16 protein-coding genes are annotated in these 20397 nt (G+C 37.0%); 12 read left to right on the top strand and 4 right to left on the bottom strand.

The genetic code is table 11. The features are described 5' to 3' along the window. Nucleotides 1-147 precede the first annotated feature (147 nt). From ACSVH7_RS01440 to ACSVH7_RS01425, 4 genes are all read left to right on the top strand, one after another. The gene (locus ACSVH7_RS01440) at nt 148-3306 is read left to right on the top strand and encodes a UvrD-helicase domain-containing protein (RefSeq protein ID WP_438064914.1); all 3159 of its coding nucleotides are present in this window, start codon (nt 148-150) and stop codon (nt 3304-3306) included. Between the two features lie 31 nt (nt 3307-3337). After that, the gene (kbl, locus tag ACSVH7_RS01435) at nt 3338-4531 is read left to right on the top strand and encodes a glycine C-acetyltransferase (protein ID WP_438064913.1); all 1194 of its coding nucleotides are present in this window, start codon (nt 3338-3340) and stop codon (nt 4529-4531) included. A 106-nt stretch (nt 4532-4637) separates the two neighbouring features. Continuing rightward, nucleotides 4638-6110, top strand: coding sequence for an OmpA family protein (locus ACSVH7_RS01430; RefSeq protein ID WP_438064912.1), 1473 nt, complete (start codon nt 4638-4640; stop codon nt 6108-6110). 62 nt (nt 6111-6172) lie between these two features. After that, a complete protein-coding gene (locus ACSVH7_RS01425) occupies nt 6173-8935 on the top strand; it encodes a PD-(D/E)XK nuclease family protein (protein WP_438064911.1) in 2763 nt (920 codons plus the stop codon). Here the strand turns inward: ACSVH7_RS01425 and ACSVH7_RS01420 are convergent. The 3 genes from ACSVH7_RS01420 to ACSVH7_RS01410 form a co-directional block, all read right to left on the bottom strand. Beyond that, nucleotides 8932-9714 (bottom strand): alpha/beta fold hydrolase, encoded by a 783-nt coding sequence (locus ACSVH7_RS01420; protein WP_438064910.1) that lies wholly within the window; start codon nt 9712-9714, stop codon nt 8932-8934. The genes ACSVH7_RS01425 and ACSVH7_RS01420 overlap by 4 nt on opposite strands. Before the next feature lie 277 nt (nt 9715-9991). Next, on the bottom strand, nt 9992-10792 hold the full coding sequence (locus ACSVH7_RS01415) for a TIGR00266 family protein (RefSeq protein ID WP_438064909.1): 801 nt from the start codon (nt 10790-10792) through the stop codon (nt 9992-9994). A gap of 158 nt (nt 10793-10950) precedes the next feature. Further along, the gene (locus tag ACSVH7_RS01410) at nt 10951-12243 is read right to left on the bottom strand and encodes an aminopeptidase P family protein (protein WP_438064908.1); all 1293 of its coding nucleotides are present in this window, start codon (nt 12241-12243) and stop codon (nt 10951-10953) included. Nucleotides 12244-12571: 328 nt separating this feature from the next. Here ACSVH7_RS01410 and ACSVH7_RS01405 point away from each other — a divergent pair, with 328 nt between their 5' ends. The 7 genes from ACSVH7_RS01405 (at nt 12572) to ACSVH7_RS01375 (ending at nt 19050) form a co-directional block, all read left to right on the top strand. Continuing rightward, nucleotides 12572-13735, top strand: a complete 1164-nt coding sequence (locus tag ACSVH7_RS01405) for a lycopene cyclase family protein (RefSeq protein ID WP_438064907.1) — start codon at nt 12572-12574, stop codon at nt 13733-13735. Between the two features lie 35 nt (nt 13736-13770). Continuing rightward, on the top strand, nt 13771-13914 hold the full coding sequence (locus ACSVH7_RS01400; RefSeq protein WP_438064906.1) for a hypothetical protein: 144 nt from the start codon (nt 13771-13773) through the stop codon (nt 13912-13914). Nucleotides 13915-14206: 292 nt separating this feature from the next. Further along, on the top strand, nt 14207-16594 hold the full coding sequence (locus ACSVH7_RS01395) for a TonB-dependent receptor (protein ID WP_438064905.1): 2388 nt from the start codon (nt 14207-14209) through the stop codon (nt 16592-16594). 22 nt (nt 16595-16616) lie between these two features. Further along, on the top strand, nt 16617-17174 hold the full coding sequence (locus ACSVH7_RS01390) for a type 1 periplasmic binding fold superfamily protein (protein WP_438064904.1): 558 nt from the start codon (nt 16617-16619) through the stop codon (nt 17172-17174). Between the two features lie 212 nt (nt 17175-17386). Continuing rightward, nucleotides 17387-18157: a threonine/serine ThrE exporter family protein gene (locus tag ACSVH7_RS01385; RefSeq protein ID WP_438064903.1), complete on the top strand. Its 771-nt coding sequence runs from the start codon at nt 17387-17389 to the stop codon at nt 18155-18157. Between the two features lie 3 nt (nt 18158-18160). Next, nucleotides 18161-18649, top strand: a complete 489-nt coding sequence (locus ACSVH7_RS01380) for a threonine/serine exporter family protein (RefSeq protein WP_438064902.1) — start codon at nt 18161-18163, stop codon at nt 18647-18649. An 89-nt stretch (nt 18650-18738) separates the two neighbouring features. Further along, nucleotides 18739-19050 (top strand): HPF/RaiA family ribosome-associated protein, encoded by a 312-nt coding sequence (locus tag ACSVH7_RS01375; RefSeq protein WP_438064901.1) that lies wholly within the window; start codon nt 18739-18741, stop codon nt 19048-19050. Nucleotides 19051-19122: 72 nt separating this feature from the next. Here ACSVH7_RS01375 and ACSVH7_RS01370 read toward each other — a convergent pair whose 3' ends face one another. Next, on the bottom strand, nt 19123-19662 hold the full coding sequence (locus ACSVH7_RS01370) for a porin family protein (protein WP_438064900.1): 540 nt from the start codon (nt 19660-19662) through the stop codon (nt 19123-19125). 160 nt (nt 19663-19822) lie between these two features. On the opposite strand from ACSVH7_RS01370, the gene ACSVH7_RS01365 reads away from it, so the two are divergent. Next, complete coding sequence (locus ACSVH7_RS01365; protein WP_438064899.1) at nt 19823-20332, top strand: nuclear transport factor 2 family protein; 510 nt, start codon at nt 19823-19825, stop codon at nt 20330-20332. The last annotated feature ends 65 nt before the right edge of the window (nt 20333-20397 follow it).

Below are 20397 nucleotides of genomic sequence, written 5' to 3'. Positions count from 1 at the left end.
AAATAGCGCTATTTCACACATAGAATACTATGTGAATAGTAAAACGTCTATCTTTTCTTTTACGAATTATAATTTCTATGTTTCTCCCTATGTGGTAAAAAATAATTTCACCTAAAGGGTTATAAAAGTTTACAAACAATCACAACTATGCAAAGCACCTCCTTTTCAATTTATGACGCATCTGCTGGCTCGGGGAAAACCTATGCATTGGTCAAAGAATACCTCAAAATTATTTTGGTCGCCCCAAAAAACGATGCTTATCGCCATATTTTAGCCATCACTTTTACTAACAAAGCGGTGCAAGAAATGAAAAGCAGGATTGTAGGTAGCCTATCCGAATTTGCCAAAGACGAACCCAATGCGAAAGCACTTGATTTAATGCAGGATTTGGCTATTGATACTCAGTTGTCATTGATTCAAATCAAAACCAAAGCGCAACAAATTATCAAGCATATTATTCATAATTATGCCGCTTTTGATATTTCTACCATCGATAAATTTACCCATAAAGTCATTCGTGCTTTTGCTCTCGATTTGAATCTTCCGATGACTTTCGAAGTGACCTTGGATACCGAAAATTTATTAGTCGAAACCGTAGATGCCATTATTGCTCAAGCTGGCGAAGATGTGACCCTAACGCAACTTCTCATCGATTTCACTATGGAGAAAACCGATGATGATAAGTCTTGGGATATTTCAAGGGAAATATTAGAAACGGGCCGACTAGTGCTGAATGAGAATAACCGCAATGAAATTGCTCAATTTCAAGACACTTCGATTGGTGAGTTTGTAAAAATAAAAGAGAAATTGCTGCAACTTAATCGCGATTTAGAACAAGAGACGATGACTGCGGCAACTGCAATTTTAGAACAAATAGACTCAAATGGTATTGATGCAAAATCATTTTCTGGGGCTTATTTTCCAAAGCATCTTTTAAGTATTCAAGAAGGAAAATTTAATCCTAAGAACAAAACCTATCACGAATTTGACGATATAAAAATCAACAAAACAGCCAAAGACAGAGCGATTATTGAGGCCTTAATTCCTGAATTTTTGAGTCAGTTAGCTGCAATTTATAAGATTTTTGAAAAGATTAGTTTTTATAAAGCTTTTCTAAAAAACATTACGCCTTTGTCTTTATTGAATACAGTCAGCAACGAATTGGCCAAAATTCAAGCAGAACAAAATGTGCTTTCCATTGCCGAGTTCAATGCGATTATTCATCGTGAAATTCAAAATCAACCTGCGCCTTTTATTTATGAGCGTTTGGGGGAGCGCTATCGTCATTTTTTTATCGATGAGTTTCAAGATACTTCCGAAATGCAATGGCAAAATCTCATTCCGTTAATTGATAATGCCTTGGCGGGTCAAGATGATTATGGCGTAAAAGGAACGTTGATGATAGTGGGCGACCCGAAACAGTCGATTTATCGTTGGAGAGGCGGGAAAGCAGAGCAATTTATCGCTTTGAGCAAAGACCATAATCCGTTTAGCAATCCAGATAAAAAATTGATTCATCTGGACAAAAATTACCGAAGTTATGCTGAAGTAATTGAGTTTAATAATGCTTTTTTCAAGATGTTATCGGCTGAATTCACCAATGTAGATTACAAAGATTTATACGAAAATCACAGCCATCAAAAAGCAAATGACAAAAAGGGAGGCTATGTAAATATCTCTTTTATTCCTCAGTCAGTCACTAATGAGGAAGATGAGGAAACACTTGATAAAACAGCATTGTATGTTTTGGCAACATTGCAAACGATTCAAAAAGTAATCGCTCAAGGGTTTGAATACAAAGACATCGTTATTCTTACCCGAAAACGAGAACAAGGAATTGCGGTAGCCAATTATTTAACAGAGCAAAACATCCCTTTGTTGTCCTCAGAAACTTTGATGATTCAAAATGCCACCGAAGTCCGTTTTTTGATTCATTTGTTGCGCTATTTGAATAATAGCAATGACTTAGAAGCCAAGGTGAACTTTTTGTATTTCATTGCCAAAAACAAACAAGATCTAGTAGCTGTCCCCGATTGTATTGCGCAAGGAATGGCATTGTCAAACGAGGCTGATTTTGAGGTTTGGTTACAGCAGCAGTTTGGGGTGCAATTTTCATTTCAAGATATCCGAAAAAAAGCCTTGTATGAGGCGGTTGAGATTAGTATTGCTAAGTTTTTGACTGCAGCAAACAGCAATTCTTATGTGCAATATTTTTTAGATATTGTGCTTGAGCGAGACATTCGCAATCAAGCTGGAATAGCAGATTTTTTATTGTTTTGGGAGAAAAATGGCTCCAAATTCAGCATTCCTTCTCCAGAAGGTAGCAATGCAGTCCGAATAATGACCATTCATAAATCCAAAGGATTGGAATTTCCAGTAGTAATTATGCCTTTTGCAGAAGAGGATTATTCACGCAAACCCAAAGATAAACTATGGCTTGATGCTGAAAAGGAAGAGCTCGGATTAGAGAAGGTATTGATTGATAATAGTAGTGCGGTTGAGGGTTTCGGAGCAGAAGCATCCGAAGTTTACCATCAAAAAAAGCAAGAAGAATTGTTGGATAATATTAACGTTTTGTATGTAGCATTAACTAGGGCAGAGGAACAATTGTATGTTATTTCTAATATGAACTTGTCCAGTAAAGGTGAGTTGCCGAAGAACAATATGTGTACTTTCTTTATTCAATATTTAGAGGGCAAAAATCAATTTGACAGCGAAAAATTAACCTATGATTTTGGTTCAGCTACTAAGCTTTCTAAATCGGTAAAACATATCGATTCTACCAAGTCAATTCCAATGATGGAAGCTTTTTTAGACCCCAAAAACATCAAGATTGCTCAAAAAGAAGCCTTAATGTGGGGCACACAACAGCAAGAGGCCATTGCTTACGGAAACGTTGTGCACGAAATTTTATCATTAGTAAAGTATAAAACAGATATTGAAAAGGCTATTGAGATAGCTTTGGCTAATGGATGGATTCATTTTGAACAAACAGAAACGGTAACTCAAACGATTCAAGCTATTGTATCGCATCCAGAGTTGGTGGGCTATTTTGAGGAAGGAAATCAGGTTTTTAATGAGCAAGCCATTATTCAAAATGAAGGAAAAACAATGAAACCTGACCGTATGGTTTTGAAAGGTGCGAACGAAATGCTCTTGTTGGATTATAAAACAGGAGTTCATACTGTTAAATATCAGCAGCAATTGGAGAATTATCAAGAAGCTATTGAGAAAATGGGATATAAAGTAGTTAAAAAGGTATTGGTATATATCGGATTAGCAATCGATATAGTAAATTTGTCATAAAAACTAAATTTAGAATATAAAAACACATACTATGTACGGTAAGATACAAGAATACTTGCAAACCGAATTGCAAACCATCGAAGCAAATGGCCTTTTTAAAAAAGAAAGAATTATTACTTCAGCTCAAGGGGCAGAAATTACAGTGAATGGCGAAACGGTACTTAATTTTTGTGCCAATAATTATTTGGGGCTTTCTTCGCATCCAGAAGTGATACAAGCCGCAAAAGATACTTTAGATTCTCACGGCTTCGGAATGTCATCCGTTCGTTTTATTTGTGGTACGCAGGATATTCACAAAACCCTAGAAAAAAAGATTGCCGATTTTTACGGTACGGAAGATACGATATTGTATGCAGCAGCTTTTGATGCTAATGGTGGTGTTTTTGAGCCTTTATTAGGAGAGCAAGATTGTATCATTTCAGATAGTCTGAACCACGCTTCTATAATAGATGGGGTGCGTTTGTGTAAAGCAGCTCGTTATCGTTATGAAAATAGCAATATGGAAGATTTGGAGCAGCAACTAATCAAAGCTACCGACGCGGGGACACGTTTTAAATTGATTGTTACTGATGGCGTTTTTTCTATGGATGGACTTGTAGCGCCTTTGGATAAAATTTGCGACTTAGCCGATAAATACGACGCAATGGTGATGGTAGATGAATGTCACGCGGCAGGTTTTATTGGAGCAACAGGAAAAGGAACATTAGAAGCTAAAGGAGTAATGGGACGTGTTGATATAATTACAGGTACACTAGGGAAAGCCTTAGGAGGAGCTATGGGAGGATATACTACAGCTAAAAAAGAAATTATTGAAATTTTACGTCAACGTTCAAGACCTTATTTGTTTTCAAATTCATTGGCTCCAGCTATTGTTGGAGCATCAATTAAGGTGTTTGAATTGTTAGAAAAAGACACCTCATTGAGAGATCAACTAGAATGGAATACCAATTATTTCAAACAAGGAATGATTAAAGCTGGTTTTGATATCATTGATGGAGATTCTGCCATTGTACCTGTAATGTTGTATGATGCTAAATTGGCACAAACAATGGCCAATGAATTGTTAAAAAATGGAGTATATGTTATTGGTTTCTTCTTTCCAGTGGTGCCCAAAGAAAAGGCTCGGATCAGAGTTCAGTTGTCTGCAAGTCATACAAAAACGCATTTAGATCAAGCATTGGATGCCTTTGTGAAAGTGGGTAAAGGATTAAACGTGATACAGTAATACAGATTCTTTGGTTTTTTGTAGGTTTTTTTTATATTTTAATTTTGTTCGTAAAAAATAAGTTGCTATTTTTGTTCATAATTAACTAAATATTAATAGAATCATTATGAAACATCTTAACAAATTTTTAGTTGCTGTATTGATGGCTACGGGATTATCTTCCCAAGCGCAAGATAGTAACAATCCGTGGGCAATTACCATTGGTGTAAATGCTATCGACTCAAGACCGAGTGTTAAACAAGATCACGTTAACTGGTTTCCACAACACTTCTCTCAGCCATTTGCTGTAAAAGACAACTGGAACATTCTTCCGTCTGTGTCTTATATTCAGGTATCTAGACACATCAATGGAGGTTTTTCTTTTGGATTAAGTGGTTCAGTCAACAAAATCGACAAATTCGTAAGTTTTGCTCCAACTGCTGCTGGTGCTGATAGTAGAGGAATGGTCGTTACAAATCCTGGAGACTTAATGTACTACGGAATTGATGGAACTGTAAAATACAGTTTCATGGAGTTGATCGGTACAAAATGGTTTGATCCAAGTTTACAAGCTGGTGGAGGGTATACTTTCTTAGGGAAAGATAGCTTCGGAACGGTTAATGTAGGATTAGGATTAACTTTATGGTTTACTGAAAATGTAGGTTTAGCATTGTCTTCAACTTACAGAAAATCTTTTGGAGACAGAAATGATGGTTTAAATCCTGAATCTCCATCCTTAGCACAGCACACAGCTGGTCTTGTATTCAAATTTGGAGGTAAAGATACTGACGGAGATGGAATCTATGACAAAGATGATGCTTGCCCAGATGTTGCTGGATTAAAACAATTCAACGGTTGTCCTGATACTGACGGCGACGGAATTGTTGATGGAAGCGATGCTTGTCCAGATGTTGCTGGTTTAGCTGCGTTCAACGGATGTCCTGATACAGACGGAGACGGAATCGCTGACAAAGATGATGCTTGTCCAGATGTTGCAGGTCCAGCTTCAACTAAAGGTTGTCCTGATACTGATGGCGACGGTGTAGCAGATAAAGATGACAAATGTCCTACTGTTGCAGGACCAAGAGAGAATCAAGGTTGTCCAGTTGTTTTAGATGCTGATAAAGATGGTGTGCCAGATTTAGAAGATGCTTGTCCGTTAGTGGCAGGTCCAGCTAGTAACAAAGGATGTCCAGAAGTAACTCAAGAAGTTGTAGAAAAATTACGTGTAGAATCTAGATCTATTTTCTTCGTAACAGGTAAATCTACATTAGATGCTGCTAAACCACAAACTGCTACTAGTTTAGATGCTATCAAAGAAATCTTGAAAAATTACCCAAATGCTAAATTTGAAGTGAATGGTCATACTGATAATGTTGGTAAACCAGCCATGAACAAAAAATTATCTGAAGCAAGAGCTAAAGCAGTAGTAGAAGCATTAGTAGCTAGAGGCATTAATCCTGCTAATTTAACTGCTCAAGGTTTTGGTGATACTAAACCAGTTGCGTCTAACAAAACTGCTAAAGGTAAAGCTGAAAACAGAAGAACAGAAGTTATTTATGTTGGTGGTGTTGACGGAATGAAAGTTAACATGAAATAATAAATAATATTTTATTTTTGAAAGGCCGTTCTTAATTGAACGGCTTTTTTTATTTTTATAATATGACAAACCCAACTTTTCTAGATCAAATCGCGACTCAATTAATCACCAACTATTCGGGAAAATTTCCGAATACTGTTGTAGTACTACCTAATAAGAGAGCTAAAATATTTTTGATTGAAGCCTTAAAAAAACAAATTACAGGAACTGTTTTTTGTCCAGAAATAACAAGTATTGAAGATTTTGTACAAGAGGTTTCAGCAATTCGTTCCATAGATTCAATTGAATTATTGTTTGAATTTTATGAAGTGTATTTGTCAATTACATCTAAACAAAATCAGCAATCCTTCGAATTATTTGCCAATTGGGCCAAAATGTTGTTACAGGATTTTAATGAAATCGATCGTTATTTATTGGATCCAAATCATGTTTTGTCTTATTTAAAAGATATTGAAGACATTAAAAAATGGGGAATAGCTGTTGAAGATAAAACACAATTACTTGAAAATTATATTGATTTTTGGAAGCTTTTGCCATATTATTACCAATCGCTATATCACTATTTACTAGAAAAAAAGACAGGGTATCAAGGCTTGATCTATAGAGAAGCGGTAGCTAATCTCCCTGCGTTTTCAAAAAAAATCGGGACTAAATTTTATGTATTCGCGGGGTTTAACGCCTTAAATGCTGCCGAAGAAAAAATTATTCAACATTTAATAGCTAATGATAAAGCCACTATTTTTTGGGATGCTGATCAAACATTTTTGAATGATCCTTATCATGATGCTGGATTATTTATTCGAAGATTTAAAGAAAGTTGGAAGCACTACAAATCCCACCCTTTTGAATGGATACAGGATGATTTCTCTAAGTCTAAAAACATTCATATAATTGGTACTCCAAAAACTATTGGGCAAGCCAAAATTGTGGGTAGCCTTATTGAAAAAACCATTGCCGAACAAGAGACACCGCATCTCGATAAAGTAGCAGTGGTTTTAGGCGAGGAAAATCTTTTAATGCCGTTGTTGTATTCTCTTCCTGCTTCGGTTGGCGCTTTGAATATTACCATGGGATATTCGAGTAAAAATAACCCAGCCCAATTGCTAGTAGCAAAATTGTTTAAAATGCATACGAATGCTTTGAAAAGAAATCCTTCTCAATATGTATTTTATTATAAAGATGTACTCGATATTCTTACGCATCCTTTAGTAGCATCTTTTGCAAACTCGAGCCATTTGGTTTGGATTATAAAAGAGAATAATTACACTTTTATTACACTTAAAAAAATACTAGAACTCCAAAACCAAACGAATCCATTATTCGATTTGTTGTTTCAAAAATGGGACAGCGGTTCTATGGCAGTTTTAGATGTTATTGCTAGTTTGTTGTTGCTTTTGCGTAATAATCTGAGTAATGATAATGAAGAAGAGAAATTAACCAAGGCCTTTGTGTTTTCAATTTTTACGGTGATTAACAAGTTGAAGAGTTATTATGCTCAACACTTGCATATTGATCAAATACCGACTCTTTTTGCCATTTACAAACAGATAATTGATTTGGCTGAGGTTTCCTTTGAAGGAGAGCCGTTGAATGGTTTGCAAATTATGGGCGTTTTAGAAAGCAGGGTATTGGATTTTGATACGGTTATAGTGACTTCAATGAATGAAGGAAAATTTCCGGCTGGAAAATCGATGAATTCTTTTATTCCTTATGATGTCAAGAGAGAATTGGGATTGCCCACTTTTAAAGAAAAAGATGCGATTTACACCTATCACTTTTATCATTTATTGCAACGCGCTAAAACTATTTATTTGATTTACAATACCGAAAATGAGGGATTAGATGGTGGTGAAAAAAGCCGTTTCATCACACAACTCGAAGTGGAGCAACGACAGAATCATACGCTTACTCACGAGATTTACAATGCCACTGTCCCTGATTCGGCTTACGTGCCAATGTGTGTTGAAAAGTCGCCATTGGTTATGGAGCGTTTGAAAGAAATTGCAGAGAAAGGATTTTCACCTTCGGCCTTGACTAGTTACATTCGGAATCCTATTGATTTTTATTTCAAAAAAATAGTGCGAATTCGAGATACAGAAGAAGTTGAAGAGAACATAGCTTTGAATACTTTAGGTACAATTATTCACAAGACCTTGGAGGAATTGTACACGCCTTTTATAGATAAGTTCATTTCGGAACAAGATATCGAGCAGGCTATTCAAAAAATTGATTCAGAGGTGTTGAAACAATTTAAATTGGTGTATAAAGAAGGCGAAATTTCTAAAGGACGCAATTTATTGGCTTTTGAAGTAGCGAAACGCAACGTCTTTAATTTCTTGAAGTCTGAATTACAATCCATAAAAGCGGGTGATGCTGTTAAAATTTTGGCTTTGGAAGCTACTTTTGAGCGTGTTTTGGAACATCCGAGTTTACCTTTTCCTGTGAAAATTGCAGGGAACGTTGACCGAATTGAAGTTCGAAACGGTACCATTCGAATTATAGATTATAAAACAGGTAAAGTTGAAAAAAGCAATGTTACCTTGAAATCTTGGAACGGATTAGTGGATGACATTAAAAATGACAAAATCATTCAAATTTTGGTGTATGCCTTTATGTACGAAACCCTAGCCAAAGAACAACCGATGCAAGCGGGTATTATCTCCTTTAAAAATAGTAAAGCTGGATTTTTGCCTTTTACTTTAAAAGAAGAAAAAATAGAAGAATCCACTATTAATGCGGCTATTTTGACTGCTTATTTGGAGCAATTGGTTGGCTTGTTACAAGAGATTTTGGATCCAGCAATTCCATTTAAGGAGAAGGTTTAGATCTTCTTCAAAAATTGCATTAATTCTTCACTTAACTCCGTTTCATTTTCGATGTGACTCATATGGCCATCTGGGAAAGTTACCAATTCTACGGTAGTTCCTTGGATTTGAGTAACGGTTTCTTCGTAGTTCAAAACAGGGTCTTTTTTTCCTAGGATTAATAGTTTAGGAAAAGCTGTAGTGTGGAGCAAGATTTCTCGGTCTTTACGGATTTTCATCCCTTCAAGCGAGGCGACGATGCCTTGCAAGGGTGTTTGTAAAGCTTCGATTTTTACCTTTTCGATGCGGTTGTTTAAACGGTCGCGGTTGTCTTCGCTGAATAAGTTGGCGATAGAAAGACGAATAAAGGTTTCGTAATCTTTTTTGACCGCTTTAATGGCGCGGTCTCGGTTGGTTTTGCGTTCGGGACTGTCTTCTTTGGCTGTGGAGTTGAGTAACACCAATCCTTTGACACTTTCAGGATATAACTCGGCATAGGCTAAAGCTATGTAACCGCCCATGGAATGCCCGATGAAAACCGCTTTTCGCAGACGCAAACTAGAAAGCACTTCGTGTACCGCATCGGCATTGTCTTCCATAGTTTGGAGGTAACCCATAGGTTCGGTTTGGCCGTGACCTAACAAATCGATGGTGATGACGCGGTATTTTTGACTCAAAACGGGTACTAAAGCACTCCACATCGATTGGTTTTCTAGGAAGCCATGCAATAAAACAATAGCGGTTCCTTTTCCCGTGTCGGTGAATGCGATAGAGGTGTTTTTGTAGTGAAGGGTTTTCAAAGTTCGAGTGTTTTTTGCAAAAGTACTTTTTATTTCTAGACTTTTTGAATTCAAAATGTAGCCTAATAAAGCCAAATGTTGGTTTGTAGCCCCGATAGGAGTGGAAATCCTCTAGTGCCGGGGTTCGGTACTAGAGATTACTTCGTCAATTCGCTTTCGCTCGGGTGTAGCGGATAGCGGGACGGTGTTTACAAAAAATCCCTATGCTTACTGCTCCTAAAAAAATACTCCAAAATTTGTTGTTTTGGGGTAGGGTGTTTTTGAAAAAATGCTGTTATTAAAAGCGGTTATCGCCATCTAAAAGATTGCCGAGTCCGCCCAAAAGGCTGCCTTCTTCTCGGCTACTGCCACCGGCTCTTGGGGCTGAGGCAATGATACGATCGGCCAATCTTGAGAACGGAAGCGACTGAATGTACACTGTTCCAGGGCCACGCAAAGTTGCGTAAAACAGGCCTTCGCCACCAAAAAGAGAGTTTTTGATGCCGCCAATGAACTCGATATCATAATCTATATCTTGGGTGAAACCTACGATACAACCGGTGTCTACTTTGAGGATTTCGCCAGGTTGTAATTCTTTTTTGGCTAAAGTTCCGCCCGAATGTACAAAAGCCATGCCGTCGCCTTCTAGTTTTTGCATGATGAAACCTTCGCCGCCAAAAAGACCTGTGCCTAATTTTTTGGAGAATTCAATACCCACGGCTACGCCTTTGGCAGCGCAAAGGAAAGCGTTTTTTTGGCAAATGAATTTTCCGCGAAATTGTCTCAAATCAATTGGAATGATTTTTCCGGGATAAGGCGAGGCAAAGGAGACTTTGCTTTTGTTGTAATTTTGATTGAGAAACGCGGTCATGAACAGACTTTCTCCTGTTAAAACTCTTTTTCCTGCGCTTAGTAGTTTGCCAAACAACCCAGATTGTTGTTGGGAGCCGTCTCCAAAAATGGTCTCCATTTGGATGCCATTGTCCATCATCATAAAGCTTCCCGCCTCGGCAATGACAATTTCTTGTGGATCGAGTTCTATTTCTACATATTGCATTTCTTCACCATAAATATGGTAGTCTATTTCGTGTGCTATCATGATTTTGTGTTTTACCGTTTAGGGAATTAGTAAGCGGTTAAATTGAAATGTTACATTTTTGGGCATAAAAAAAACGGCATCCAGAAAAAGATGCCGTTAGTTGTATTTATTTTGAATTCTACTTTTTCGTGAGAATTAGTGTACTTCGTGTTCTATTTTTAAGCGTTCATTAAGCTTTCGATTTCGTCTGCTTCTATCGGAATGTTGCGCATTAAATTGAACGGTTCTCCTGATTTTTGAATCACCACGTCGTCTTCAATTCGGATACCGAAACCTTCGGCAGGAATATAAATTCCAGGTTCTACCGTGAACACCATATTGGCTTCCATCGGTTCGTGGAGCAATCCATAATCGTGCGTGTCGAGTCCCATATGGTGAGAAGTTCCGTGCATAAAATATTTTTTGTAAGCTGGCCAATCAGGATTTTCGTTTTGAACGTCGGCTTTGTCAATCAGACCTAAACCTAATAATTCGGAAGTCATAATTTTACCCACTTCTACGTGATATTGTTTCCAAAGTGTACCTGGCGTAAGCATTTTGGTAGCTTCGTTTTTCACGCGAAGTACTGCGTTGTACACGGCTTTTTGTCTTTCAGAATAGCGTCCAGAAACTGGTATGGTACGGGTTAAATCGCTTGAATAATTGGCGTACTCTGCCGCTACATCTAGCAACAATAAATCGCCTGCTTTACATTGTTGGTTGTTTTCGATGTAGTGTAATACGTTAGCATTATTTCCAGAAGCGATAATGGGCGTGTAGGCAAACCCTTTGGAACGGTTGCGAATGAACTCGTGAATCAATTCGGCTTCTACCTCATATTCCATTACGTTGGGTTTCACAAACGAAAGCAAACGACGGAATCCTTTTTCGGTGATGTTACACGCTTGTTGGATCAAATCGATTTCTTCGGTTTCTTTTATGGAGCGAATGCGTTGCAAAATGGGGTTGCTTTTGGCTACGGTATGTGCAGGATATTGTGCTTTCCATTTTTTGATAAAACGGTCTTCACGGGTTTCGGTCTCAACAGCTGAACGATAGTGCTCGTTGGTATTGATGTACATCACTTCGGCATAGGTCATGATTTCTTTTAACGTCTTATCGAAATCTTGTAGCCAATATACGGTTTTAATTCCCGATACTTGAAAGGCACGTTCTTTGGTTAGTTTTTCGCCTTCCCAAATGGCAATGTGCTCATTGGTTTCTCTCAAGAAAAGGATTTCTTTCAAGTGTTCGTAAGGCGCATCTGGGAATAACAACAAAATGCTTTCTTCTTGATCTACACCCGATAAATAGAAAATATCTCTATGTTGTGCAAAAGGTAAAGTACTATCGGCAGAAACCGGATATATGTCGTTTGAATTAAAAACCGCCACGCTTTTCGGTTTCATTTGAGCAGTGAATTTTTCTCTATTTTTTACAAAAAGCCCACTGTTTATTTGATGATATTTCATGATTATCAAATTATTTATTAGTAAAATTCAAAAATAGTAACTTTGCCATGATTTTTATCCAATTAAATAGAATTTTTAACGTTGAAGTCTCTTTGTAGTAAAAATTTCTATTTTGGTTTAGTGGTGTACTAAAAGTATTTTTGGTAAAAATTGTCCCAAAGTGATTTATGGTCATTCATGAATTTCGAGTTCAAAATTTATGCTTCTCTTTGCGTTTTTTTTGAAAAAGGAGCACACTTTCATTCCTGTAAAGGATAACGAATGATTTATTCTTATTCGATTTGGAACGACTCTAGTAATCTTCTTTAAAATTCTCTAATTTTGAGGCATGTCAGAAAACGCCACACCGCAATACGATTATATTTTTACTGGAGTAGGACTCGCCGCTTTAATGACGGTGTATAAAATGGTGCAATTGCCTTTTTTTGCCCAAAAGAAAATCCTTTTAGTAGATGAAAATTCTAAAACCACTAACGACAGAACTTGGTGTTTTTGGTCTACAAAGCCCTCCTTGTGGGAGCCTTCAGTCAGCAAGCACTGGGATGTGGCTACATTTGCCTGCCTCGATTACAGACGTGAATTACAGCTCTATCCCTATCGGTATCAGATGATTCGAGGGTTGGACTTTTACAACCAAGTTTTAAACGAGTTAAGGCGGCATAATAACGTAAGCTTTGCTCAGGAAAAAGTAATGGATATTGAAGAAACCGAGCAGCAAATTTTTGTCAAAACAACCTTCAATGTCTACTATGGTAAACGGCTTTTTAATAGTATTTACAATCCTAATGTTGTAGTCAATCAGCAAAAATATCCGGTGTTACAACAACATTTTGTGGGGTGGTTTGTGCAAACTAAAGAGAAAGTTTTTACGGCAGAGAAACCTACGTTTATGGATTTTTCGGTGGCGCAAAAAGGGAATACGCGTTTTATGTATGTGCTGCCTACTTCGGCTACCGAGGCTTTGGTGGAATACACGCTTTTTTCGGCCTCGCTCTTGCCCAAAGACGAATACGAAACCGCCATCAAAGACTACTTACAGCAACTCGGAGTGACGAGTTATACCATTCAAGAAAAAGAGCAAGGCAGTATTCCGATGACTTGTTATCCGTTTTGGAAAGCGAATACAAAGAATGTCCTGAACATCGGCACCGCTGGAGGTTGGACCAAAGCCAGTACGGGCTATACTTTTAGGAATTCTGACAAAAAATCAGATGCTCTTGTGGCTTTCTTACAGCAAGAAGCTTCTTTTACAAAATTTATAAAAAAGACGAAATTCTGGTGGTATGATCTATTACTTTTGGATATTTTGGATCGTACCAATGAAATGGGAAGCACCATTTTTTCAAAATTATTTGAAAAAGGAAATCCAACCTTAATTTTTAAATTTCTGGATGATGAAACTACCTTTGTGGAAGATTTGAAAGTGATTTGGAAATGTCCTAAACTTCCGTTTATCAAAGCATTATTTCGAGTTGTTTTTCGTTTTCGTTAGTTGGTAATTTTAAAAAACAGCTAATTTCAATTGTTTTGACTACATTTGCGAAGGATGAAAAACAACGCTATCATATCGAGATTCCTTTTGCTGGTGTTACTAGCAACGATGGTTTTTCAAGCCAAGCACAGTTATCTGCATTTGCAAGAGCAATTGGAAGCGGCTGTTTGTCATCATGAAAATGCATACTCCGATAAACAAATCACCCATGCGCATCATTATTCTGAGCCGTGTTCGGTTTGTGCGTTTACGATTAGTAGTTTCTTAGCAACTCCTTTACTGTTTTTGGAATGCATTCCAAAGATGGAAATACTACAACATCAAGTGCTTTATTGCGCTCCAGCGGTAACATTCTATTCCGGGTGTTTACTGGCTTTACGAGGCCCACCTTTAGCTTAGCTTTTTTAAATACCTTATTTTCAATTCTGTAAAATGAGGAAAATCTTATTTTAATTTTTTTCGAATATAAAAATGCAAGCAAAAAGCTATAGTGTTTTCGTGTTCTTTTGGTTTACGGCTATTGTTTTTTCACAGAACAAATTGAGCGGAATCATTACGACTGAAAACCAAAAAGGCCTGGAGGGCTGTCACGTACACATTGGAAACAAAACGGTAAACACCACTAAAAAAGGCTATTATGAAATTAAAGATTTACCTTATGGTAAGTGCACGATTTCGTTGTCTTTTGTTGGATACCAAGCCATTGATACTTTAGTTGAAATCAGCAGAGATACGCAACTTCATTTTGTAATGAAACAGAATGCGGAGGCTTTGTATGAGGTTTTGATAAAACAAAAAGGAAATACCTTATCCCAATCCGTGGTAGAGCAGAAAGTAAAATTAGCCACTATAGAAAAGTTTAGCAACCAATCTTTAGGAGATGTTTTGCAAGAAGTGGCAGGCGTTTCTGGGCTCAAAACGGGAAGTACAGTGGTAAAACCGATTGTAAATGGTATGTTTGGAAGCCGAGTGCCTATCATTAACAACAATGTTCGGATGCAAGATCAAGAATGGGGATCAGAACATGCTCCTAATTTTGATGTCAATGCTGCGGGGAAAATCAGTGTAGTCAAAGGAGCTTCGGGCTTACAATACGGTGGCGACGCTGTAGGAGGTTTGGTGATTTTAGAACCCATTCAAGTCCGAAAAGACACTTTGTTTGGAAGAACGATGCTTAATTTGGCTTCCAACGGAAGAGGTGGGTCAGTCACTACAAGTTTACATAAAGGGAATGACCTAGGCTGGAGTTGGAACGTACTCGGCACCTTCAAATATATGGGAGATCGTGAAGCACCCGATTATGTTTTATCCAACACAGGGAATCGAGAAGCTAATTTTACGGGAGATATAAAATATACTGGAGACCGATATTTTGTATCGGCTTTTTATAGTTATTATCAAACCACAATTGGTATTTTAAGTGCTTCGCATACCGGGAGTATCAATGATTTGTACAACTCAATCAATAACCAAAAGCCTTCGGTAATCAACGATTTTACTTATAATATCGATAACCCAAAACAAGAGGTGCTACACCATTTGGCAAAGTTGAATTATCAGTACTATTTTGATGAAACGGCTTCTCTTTCTTCGCAATATTCTTTTCAATTCAATAAACGATTGGAGTTTGATGTAAGAAGAGGAAATTTTAATAAACTAGCAGCTTTGGATTTAGAATTGTCTACGCACAATTTGAATGTAGATTTCAAGAAAACCTACCACGATTGGCATTTGAAATCTGGCGTAAATGCCGGTTTTCAAAATAATTTTGCCAGTCCTGCTACGGGTATTCGTCCGTTGATTCCCAATTATGAAAAGCTAGACGCTGGAATTTATGCAATTGCGAGTGTTTCTTTATCAGACGATTTGGTTGTAGATGGTGGTTTGCGCTATGACTTTTCAAAAGTTGATGCCAAAAAGTTTTATTTCAAAAGTAGATGGACTGAAAGAGGTTACGATGTTCTTTTCCCAGAATTTGTGGTAAGAGAGGTGGGAGACCAAATATTGGCGCACCCTAGTTTTACCTTCCATAACCTATCGGCTAGTCTTGGTTTTAGAAAAACGTTTGATAAGCAATGGGATTGGTATACCAATATTAGTTTGGCAACAAGAAATCCAAATCCATCTGAGTTTTTTAGTGATGGATTGCACCATTCAACGGGTATTATAGAGCTCGGGGATTTGTCGTTACAGAAGGAAGAATCGCTTAAATTCTCGACTAGCCTTCAAAAATCGTGGCGTGCTTTTTCTTTTGAACTTAATCCCTTTGTGCATTCGGTGAAGAATTATATGTTTTTACGTCCTGTTGGGGCCGAAACGACCATTCGTGGGGCTTTTCCCGTTTGGGAATACCAACAAACCAAAGCGCTTTTGGGTGGGGTAGATTTTCAAACCAATTGGGAGATTACTTCTCAATGGCAACATCGTTTTTCAATGGCTTATATTAAAGGGACTGATTTAGATAACGACGAACCTCTTATTGATATGCCGCCTTTTCATTTTGTCAATGCTTTAGAGTGGAAGAAAAAAGACGGGTGTCCATTGCTTTTATCGCTTAAAAGTGAAGTGGTATTTAGGCAAAAAAGTTTCCCCAACAATAATTTTACTATTAATCTAATTGATCTCAATGGCGAGTTACAGCCTGCTATTTTAGACATCAGTACACCGCCGCCAGGCTATCATTTGCTCCATTTTTATTCAGAAATGCAATTGGAATGGTTGCCTAAAACGAAAACCACTATCGCTTTTTCAGTGCAAAATATATTCAATACAAATTACAGGGATTATCTCAATCGCCAACGCTTCTTCGCAGATGAAGTAGGGCGTAATTTTCAAATACAAATCAAATTCAATTATTAAAAATTATCTAATTTAAATTCTAATGAAAAATTCAAAATTTTTAGCTTTAACACTAGTAACAATCCTTTCTTTTTCTTCTTGTAACAACGACGATCCCGAAATAGTAAATGAAGAAGAATTAATTACCACAGTAACCACAACGCTTACTGCTGGTGCCAGTGTAATAACTTTAAAATCGGTAGATTTGGATGGTGATGGACCGAATAAGCCTGTTGTTACCGTTTCGGGTGATTTAAAAACAAATACCACTTATAATGGGACCACTTCTTTTTTGAACGAAAGTGTTACACCCGCTGATAATATTACCAAAGAAATTCTGGAAGAAGGTGATGCACATCAATTGTTTTATCAATCCCCTACCGCGATAGGAATTTTTAGTTACGGAGATCAGGATAAAAACGGAAAACCAATAGGTTTGACTTTTACCTTAAAAACGGGTACCAATGCAACTTCAGGAAATCTAACTGTTACTTTGCGCCATGAGCCTAACAAGAACGCTACGGGTGTTGTGTCAGGTGATATTACGAATGCTGGAGGTGCTACAGATGCTTTTGTTACTTTTCCTGTAAAAGTTAACTAATTTCCAAACACATTTTTTTAAAGCACTGCTTTGATTGGCAGTGCTTTTTTTTGGCTATTGATTGTTAAAATAAAAATAAAAGACTACAAAAATAATGTGTTTTAAAGGGGTATTCTAACGATTGCGATTGTTAATATTCTGAAAAACTCGGTCAATTTTCTCTTTGAAATTTATAAAAATGGTAATTTTAAGGCATCTATATATATAAATTCATGGAAGAAGTTGCCAAAGTAAGTAAATATGAATTGGGCGAAATGCTGTTGGAAATTGGCTCAATTTTGATGGTTTCTGGAGCGAATACAGAGCGTATAAAAGTTACGATTAGTAGAATAGCCCGCGCTTTTGGTTGTGAATCTGAGCTTTTAATTACTAACCACGCTTTGATGATTACCTTAATTTATCAAAACAAGCACAAAACGTTTACCAATGTAAAATGGGTACCCAACATGCATCTTAATTTCAATCTGATTTCTGAGATCAGTATCATGAGCTGGAAAATCGTATTGGAAAAATGGAGCGTAGAACGGGTAAATCAAGAATTGGCTACCTTAAATAGAAAGCCACTTTATCCAAGATTTTTAGTGTTAACAATGGTAGCACTTGCGGGTGCTTCTTTTTGTCGGTTGTTAGGCGGGGATTTTATCGAACTTTTAGCGTGTTTTGTGGCAACGTTTGCGGGGCTTTTTGTGCGACAGGAAGCTATGAAAATGAAATTCAATTTTTATCTATGCGTCTTTTTTGGAGCAGCTACAGCAGCCATAGTTTCTGGGCTATATTTTTATTTTAATCCACAACTTACCTATATTCATGCATTTTCAACTTCGGTTTTGTTTTTGATTCCAGGAGTACCCATGATGAATGCCGTTGCAGATTTGATTGATGGGAATATTTTGAATGGAATAACTAGAGGTGTCAATGTTTTGATTATTGCATTCGCGATAGCTTTAGGATTGTTAATGGGGTTGTTAATTTATAATTTCTAAGTCATGGATATTGTATTTTTTTTAGAAAAAGGAATTTGGTTGGGCTGCGCGGCATTAGGTTTTGGGATGTTATTTAATGTCCCCAAAAGAGCCTTGACTTCTATTTTTGTCATAGGCGCATTGGGTGGTTTAATGAAGTTTTTTATGTTAGAATTTGAAATTGGAATTGTGCTTGCAGTACTATGCGGTGCGACTTTAATAGGTTTTTTGAGTGTTTTTGCTGCCCATAAGCGCAATTGTCCTCCGATTACTTTCTCCATTCCGGCCGTAATTCCGATGATTCCTGGATTGTATGCTTACAAAGCGATGATTGGTATTATTAAACTCACATCAGAGAAAGACCCTATGGTGTATTCAAAAATGTTCTTTGAAGCGCTAAACAATGGTTTGACCGCTTTATTTGTTCTTATCGTTTTAGCCACAGGCGTTGCTATTCCGTTACTGGTTTCTAGAAAATCAACGGTAAAGAGAATTCAAATCGACGAAAAATAAGTGTTTTAAGATGCCAAAATTTTGCAAAATCAGTAGCTTTTTTCTTGTGATTTTCTTAAATTTGAGTATAACATTAAAAACACCTAACTATGAAAGTGCAAATTAACACCGACAAGCATATCGAAGGACATGAAAGAGTTGAAGCTTATTTTACTGCAGAAATAGTCAAATCATTAGCTCGTTTTGAAGATAAAATAACGAGAGTTGAAGTTCATTTTGGAGACGAAAATAGTTACAAATCAGGAATTGATGATAAACGTTGTTTGATTGAAGTAAGACCTGTGAATTGTCAGCCAATTGCCGTAACAGAACATGCAAACACTATAGAAAGAGCCTTTCATGGTGCCATCGATAAAATCAAACGTTCTATAACCACAGCCTTTGAAAAGCAAAAAGTATAGTAACTCGCAAGAGTGCATAAAAAAAAGGCAATGTCAAATAAGTCATTGCCTTTTTTTATGGGTATAATGCAATTAGAAAGTTAAAGCAGCACCCAGCTGGAATACTTGATTTTTAGCATCACTATTTTTAATGACTTCATTCAAACTACTGATGTACCTTGCATTTACTGACAAGCCAAAGGGAAGATTGATCGAAGCTCCAAAAGCCCACGCGGCATCAAAAGTTTTGAAATCCGGATTGCCCAATCCTCTTACTTTATCGCTTACTTTGAATCCAAATTGAGGTCCTGTTTCTACACTTACAATTTTTAAAGCATATAATTTAGCCAAAATTGGCACTTGGATGTAGCTTAAATCAACATCGGAAATTGCAGTACTGAATCCTTGCTTAGAGAATTGTACTTCGGGCTGGATGTACAATAATTTGTCTAAAAGGGGTACTTCTTTGTAAAGTCCAACATAGTATCCGTCTCTGTTAGTTGTGTTGCCTAATTTACCCTCGCTTACATTCGAGAAGTTATACCCCGCCCGAACTCCAAGTCCTTGTGCAAAAGCATTTTTAGAAAAGCTTATTAAAAGAACTGCGACTAATAATACTTGAATTTTTTTCATAATGAATAGACTATTTAATTGTTTTGTAGATCAAATTTAGGATAAAAAATACAGCCTTTGAAGTGTCTACCCGTTTTTTTAGAATTAAATAACGTTTTGATTAAAGTTGTCATAAAGTCGTTAATTTTGTGGTCGAAACCATATTAAATAGCTATTGATCATGAACAAGAAATCTTTTTTAGTACTGATTGTTATCCTTTTTGGGTTGAATTCCCATGCACAGCAAGAAACTAGCACGCAACAGCAAATTGCTTCGCTTTTAGACAGTTGGCACAAAGCAGCCGCACAAGCACAATATGATATTTATTTTGATTTAATGACTCCCGATGCAATATTCATTGGGACAGATGCTACAGAAAATTGGGATAAGAAGGCTTTTCAAGCTTTTGCAAAACCGTATTTTGATAAAGGCAAAGCTTGGAATTTTACTGCGGTCGAGCGTCATATTTTTGTTGACAAAAGCGGAAAGCTAGCTTGGTTTGATGAGTTGTTGACTACGCAGATGAAAATTTGTAGAGGCTCAGGCGTATTGGTCAAAATAGGCAACCAATGGAAAATCCAGCATTATGTGCTTTCTATGACTATTCCAAATGAAAATGTGAATGAAGTAGTGAAAATCAAAACACCTTTAGAAGATACCTTGTTGAAGAAATTGACAGACAAAGGGTAGTCTTCGTTTTTTTGTTGGCTAAAGCAAGCCTTCTAATATAATTGCTTATTTTTGCGCAAAATAGT

It is taken from the genome of Flavobacterium sp. TSSA_36, from assembly GCF_051547165.1.
Taxonomy (GTDB): Bacteria; Bacteroidota; Bacteroidia; order Flavobacteriales; family Flavobacteriaceae; genus Flavobacterium.
Note: the sequence above shows the minus strand (reverse complement) of the source record. Positions and strands in the feature narration are given on the sequence as shown.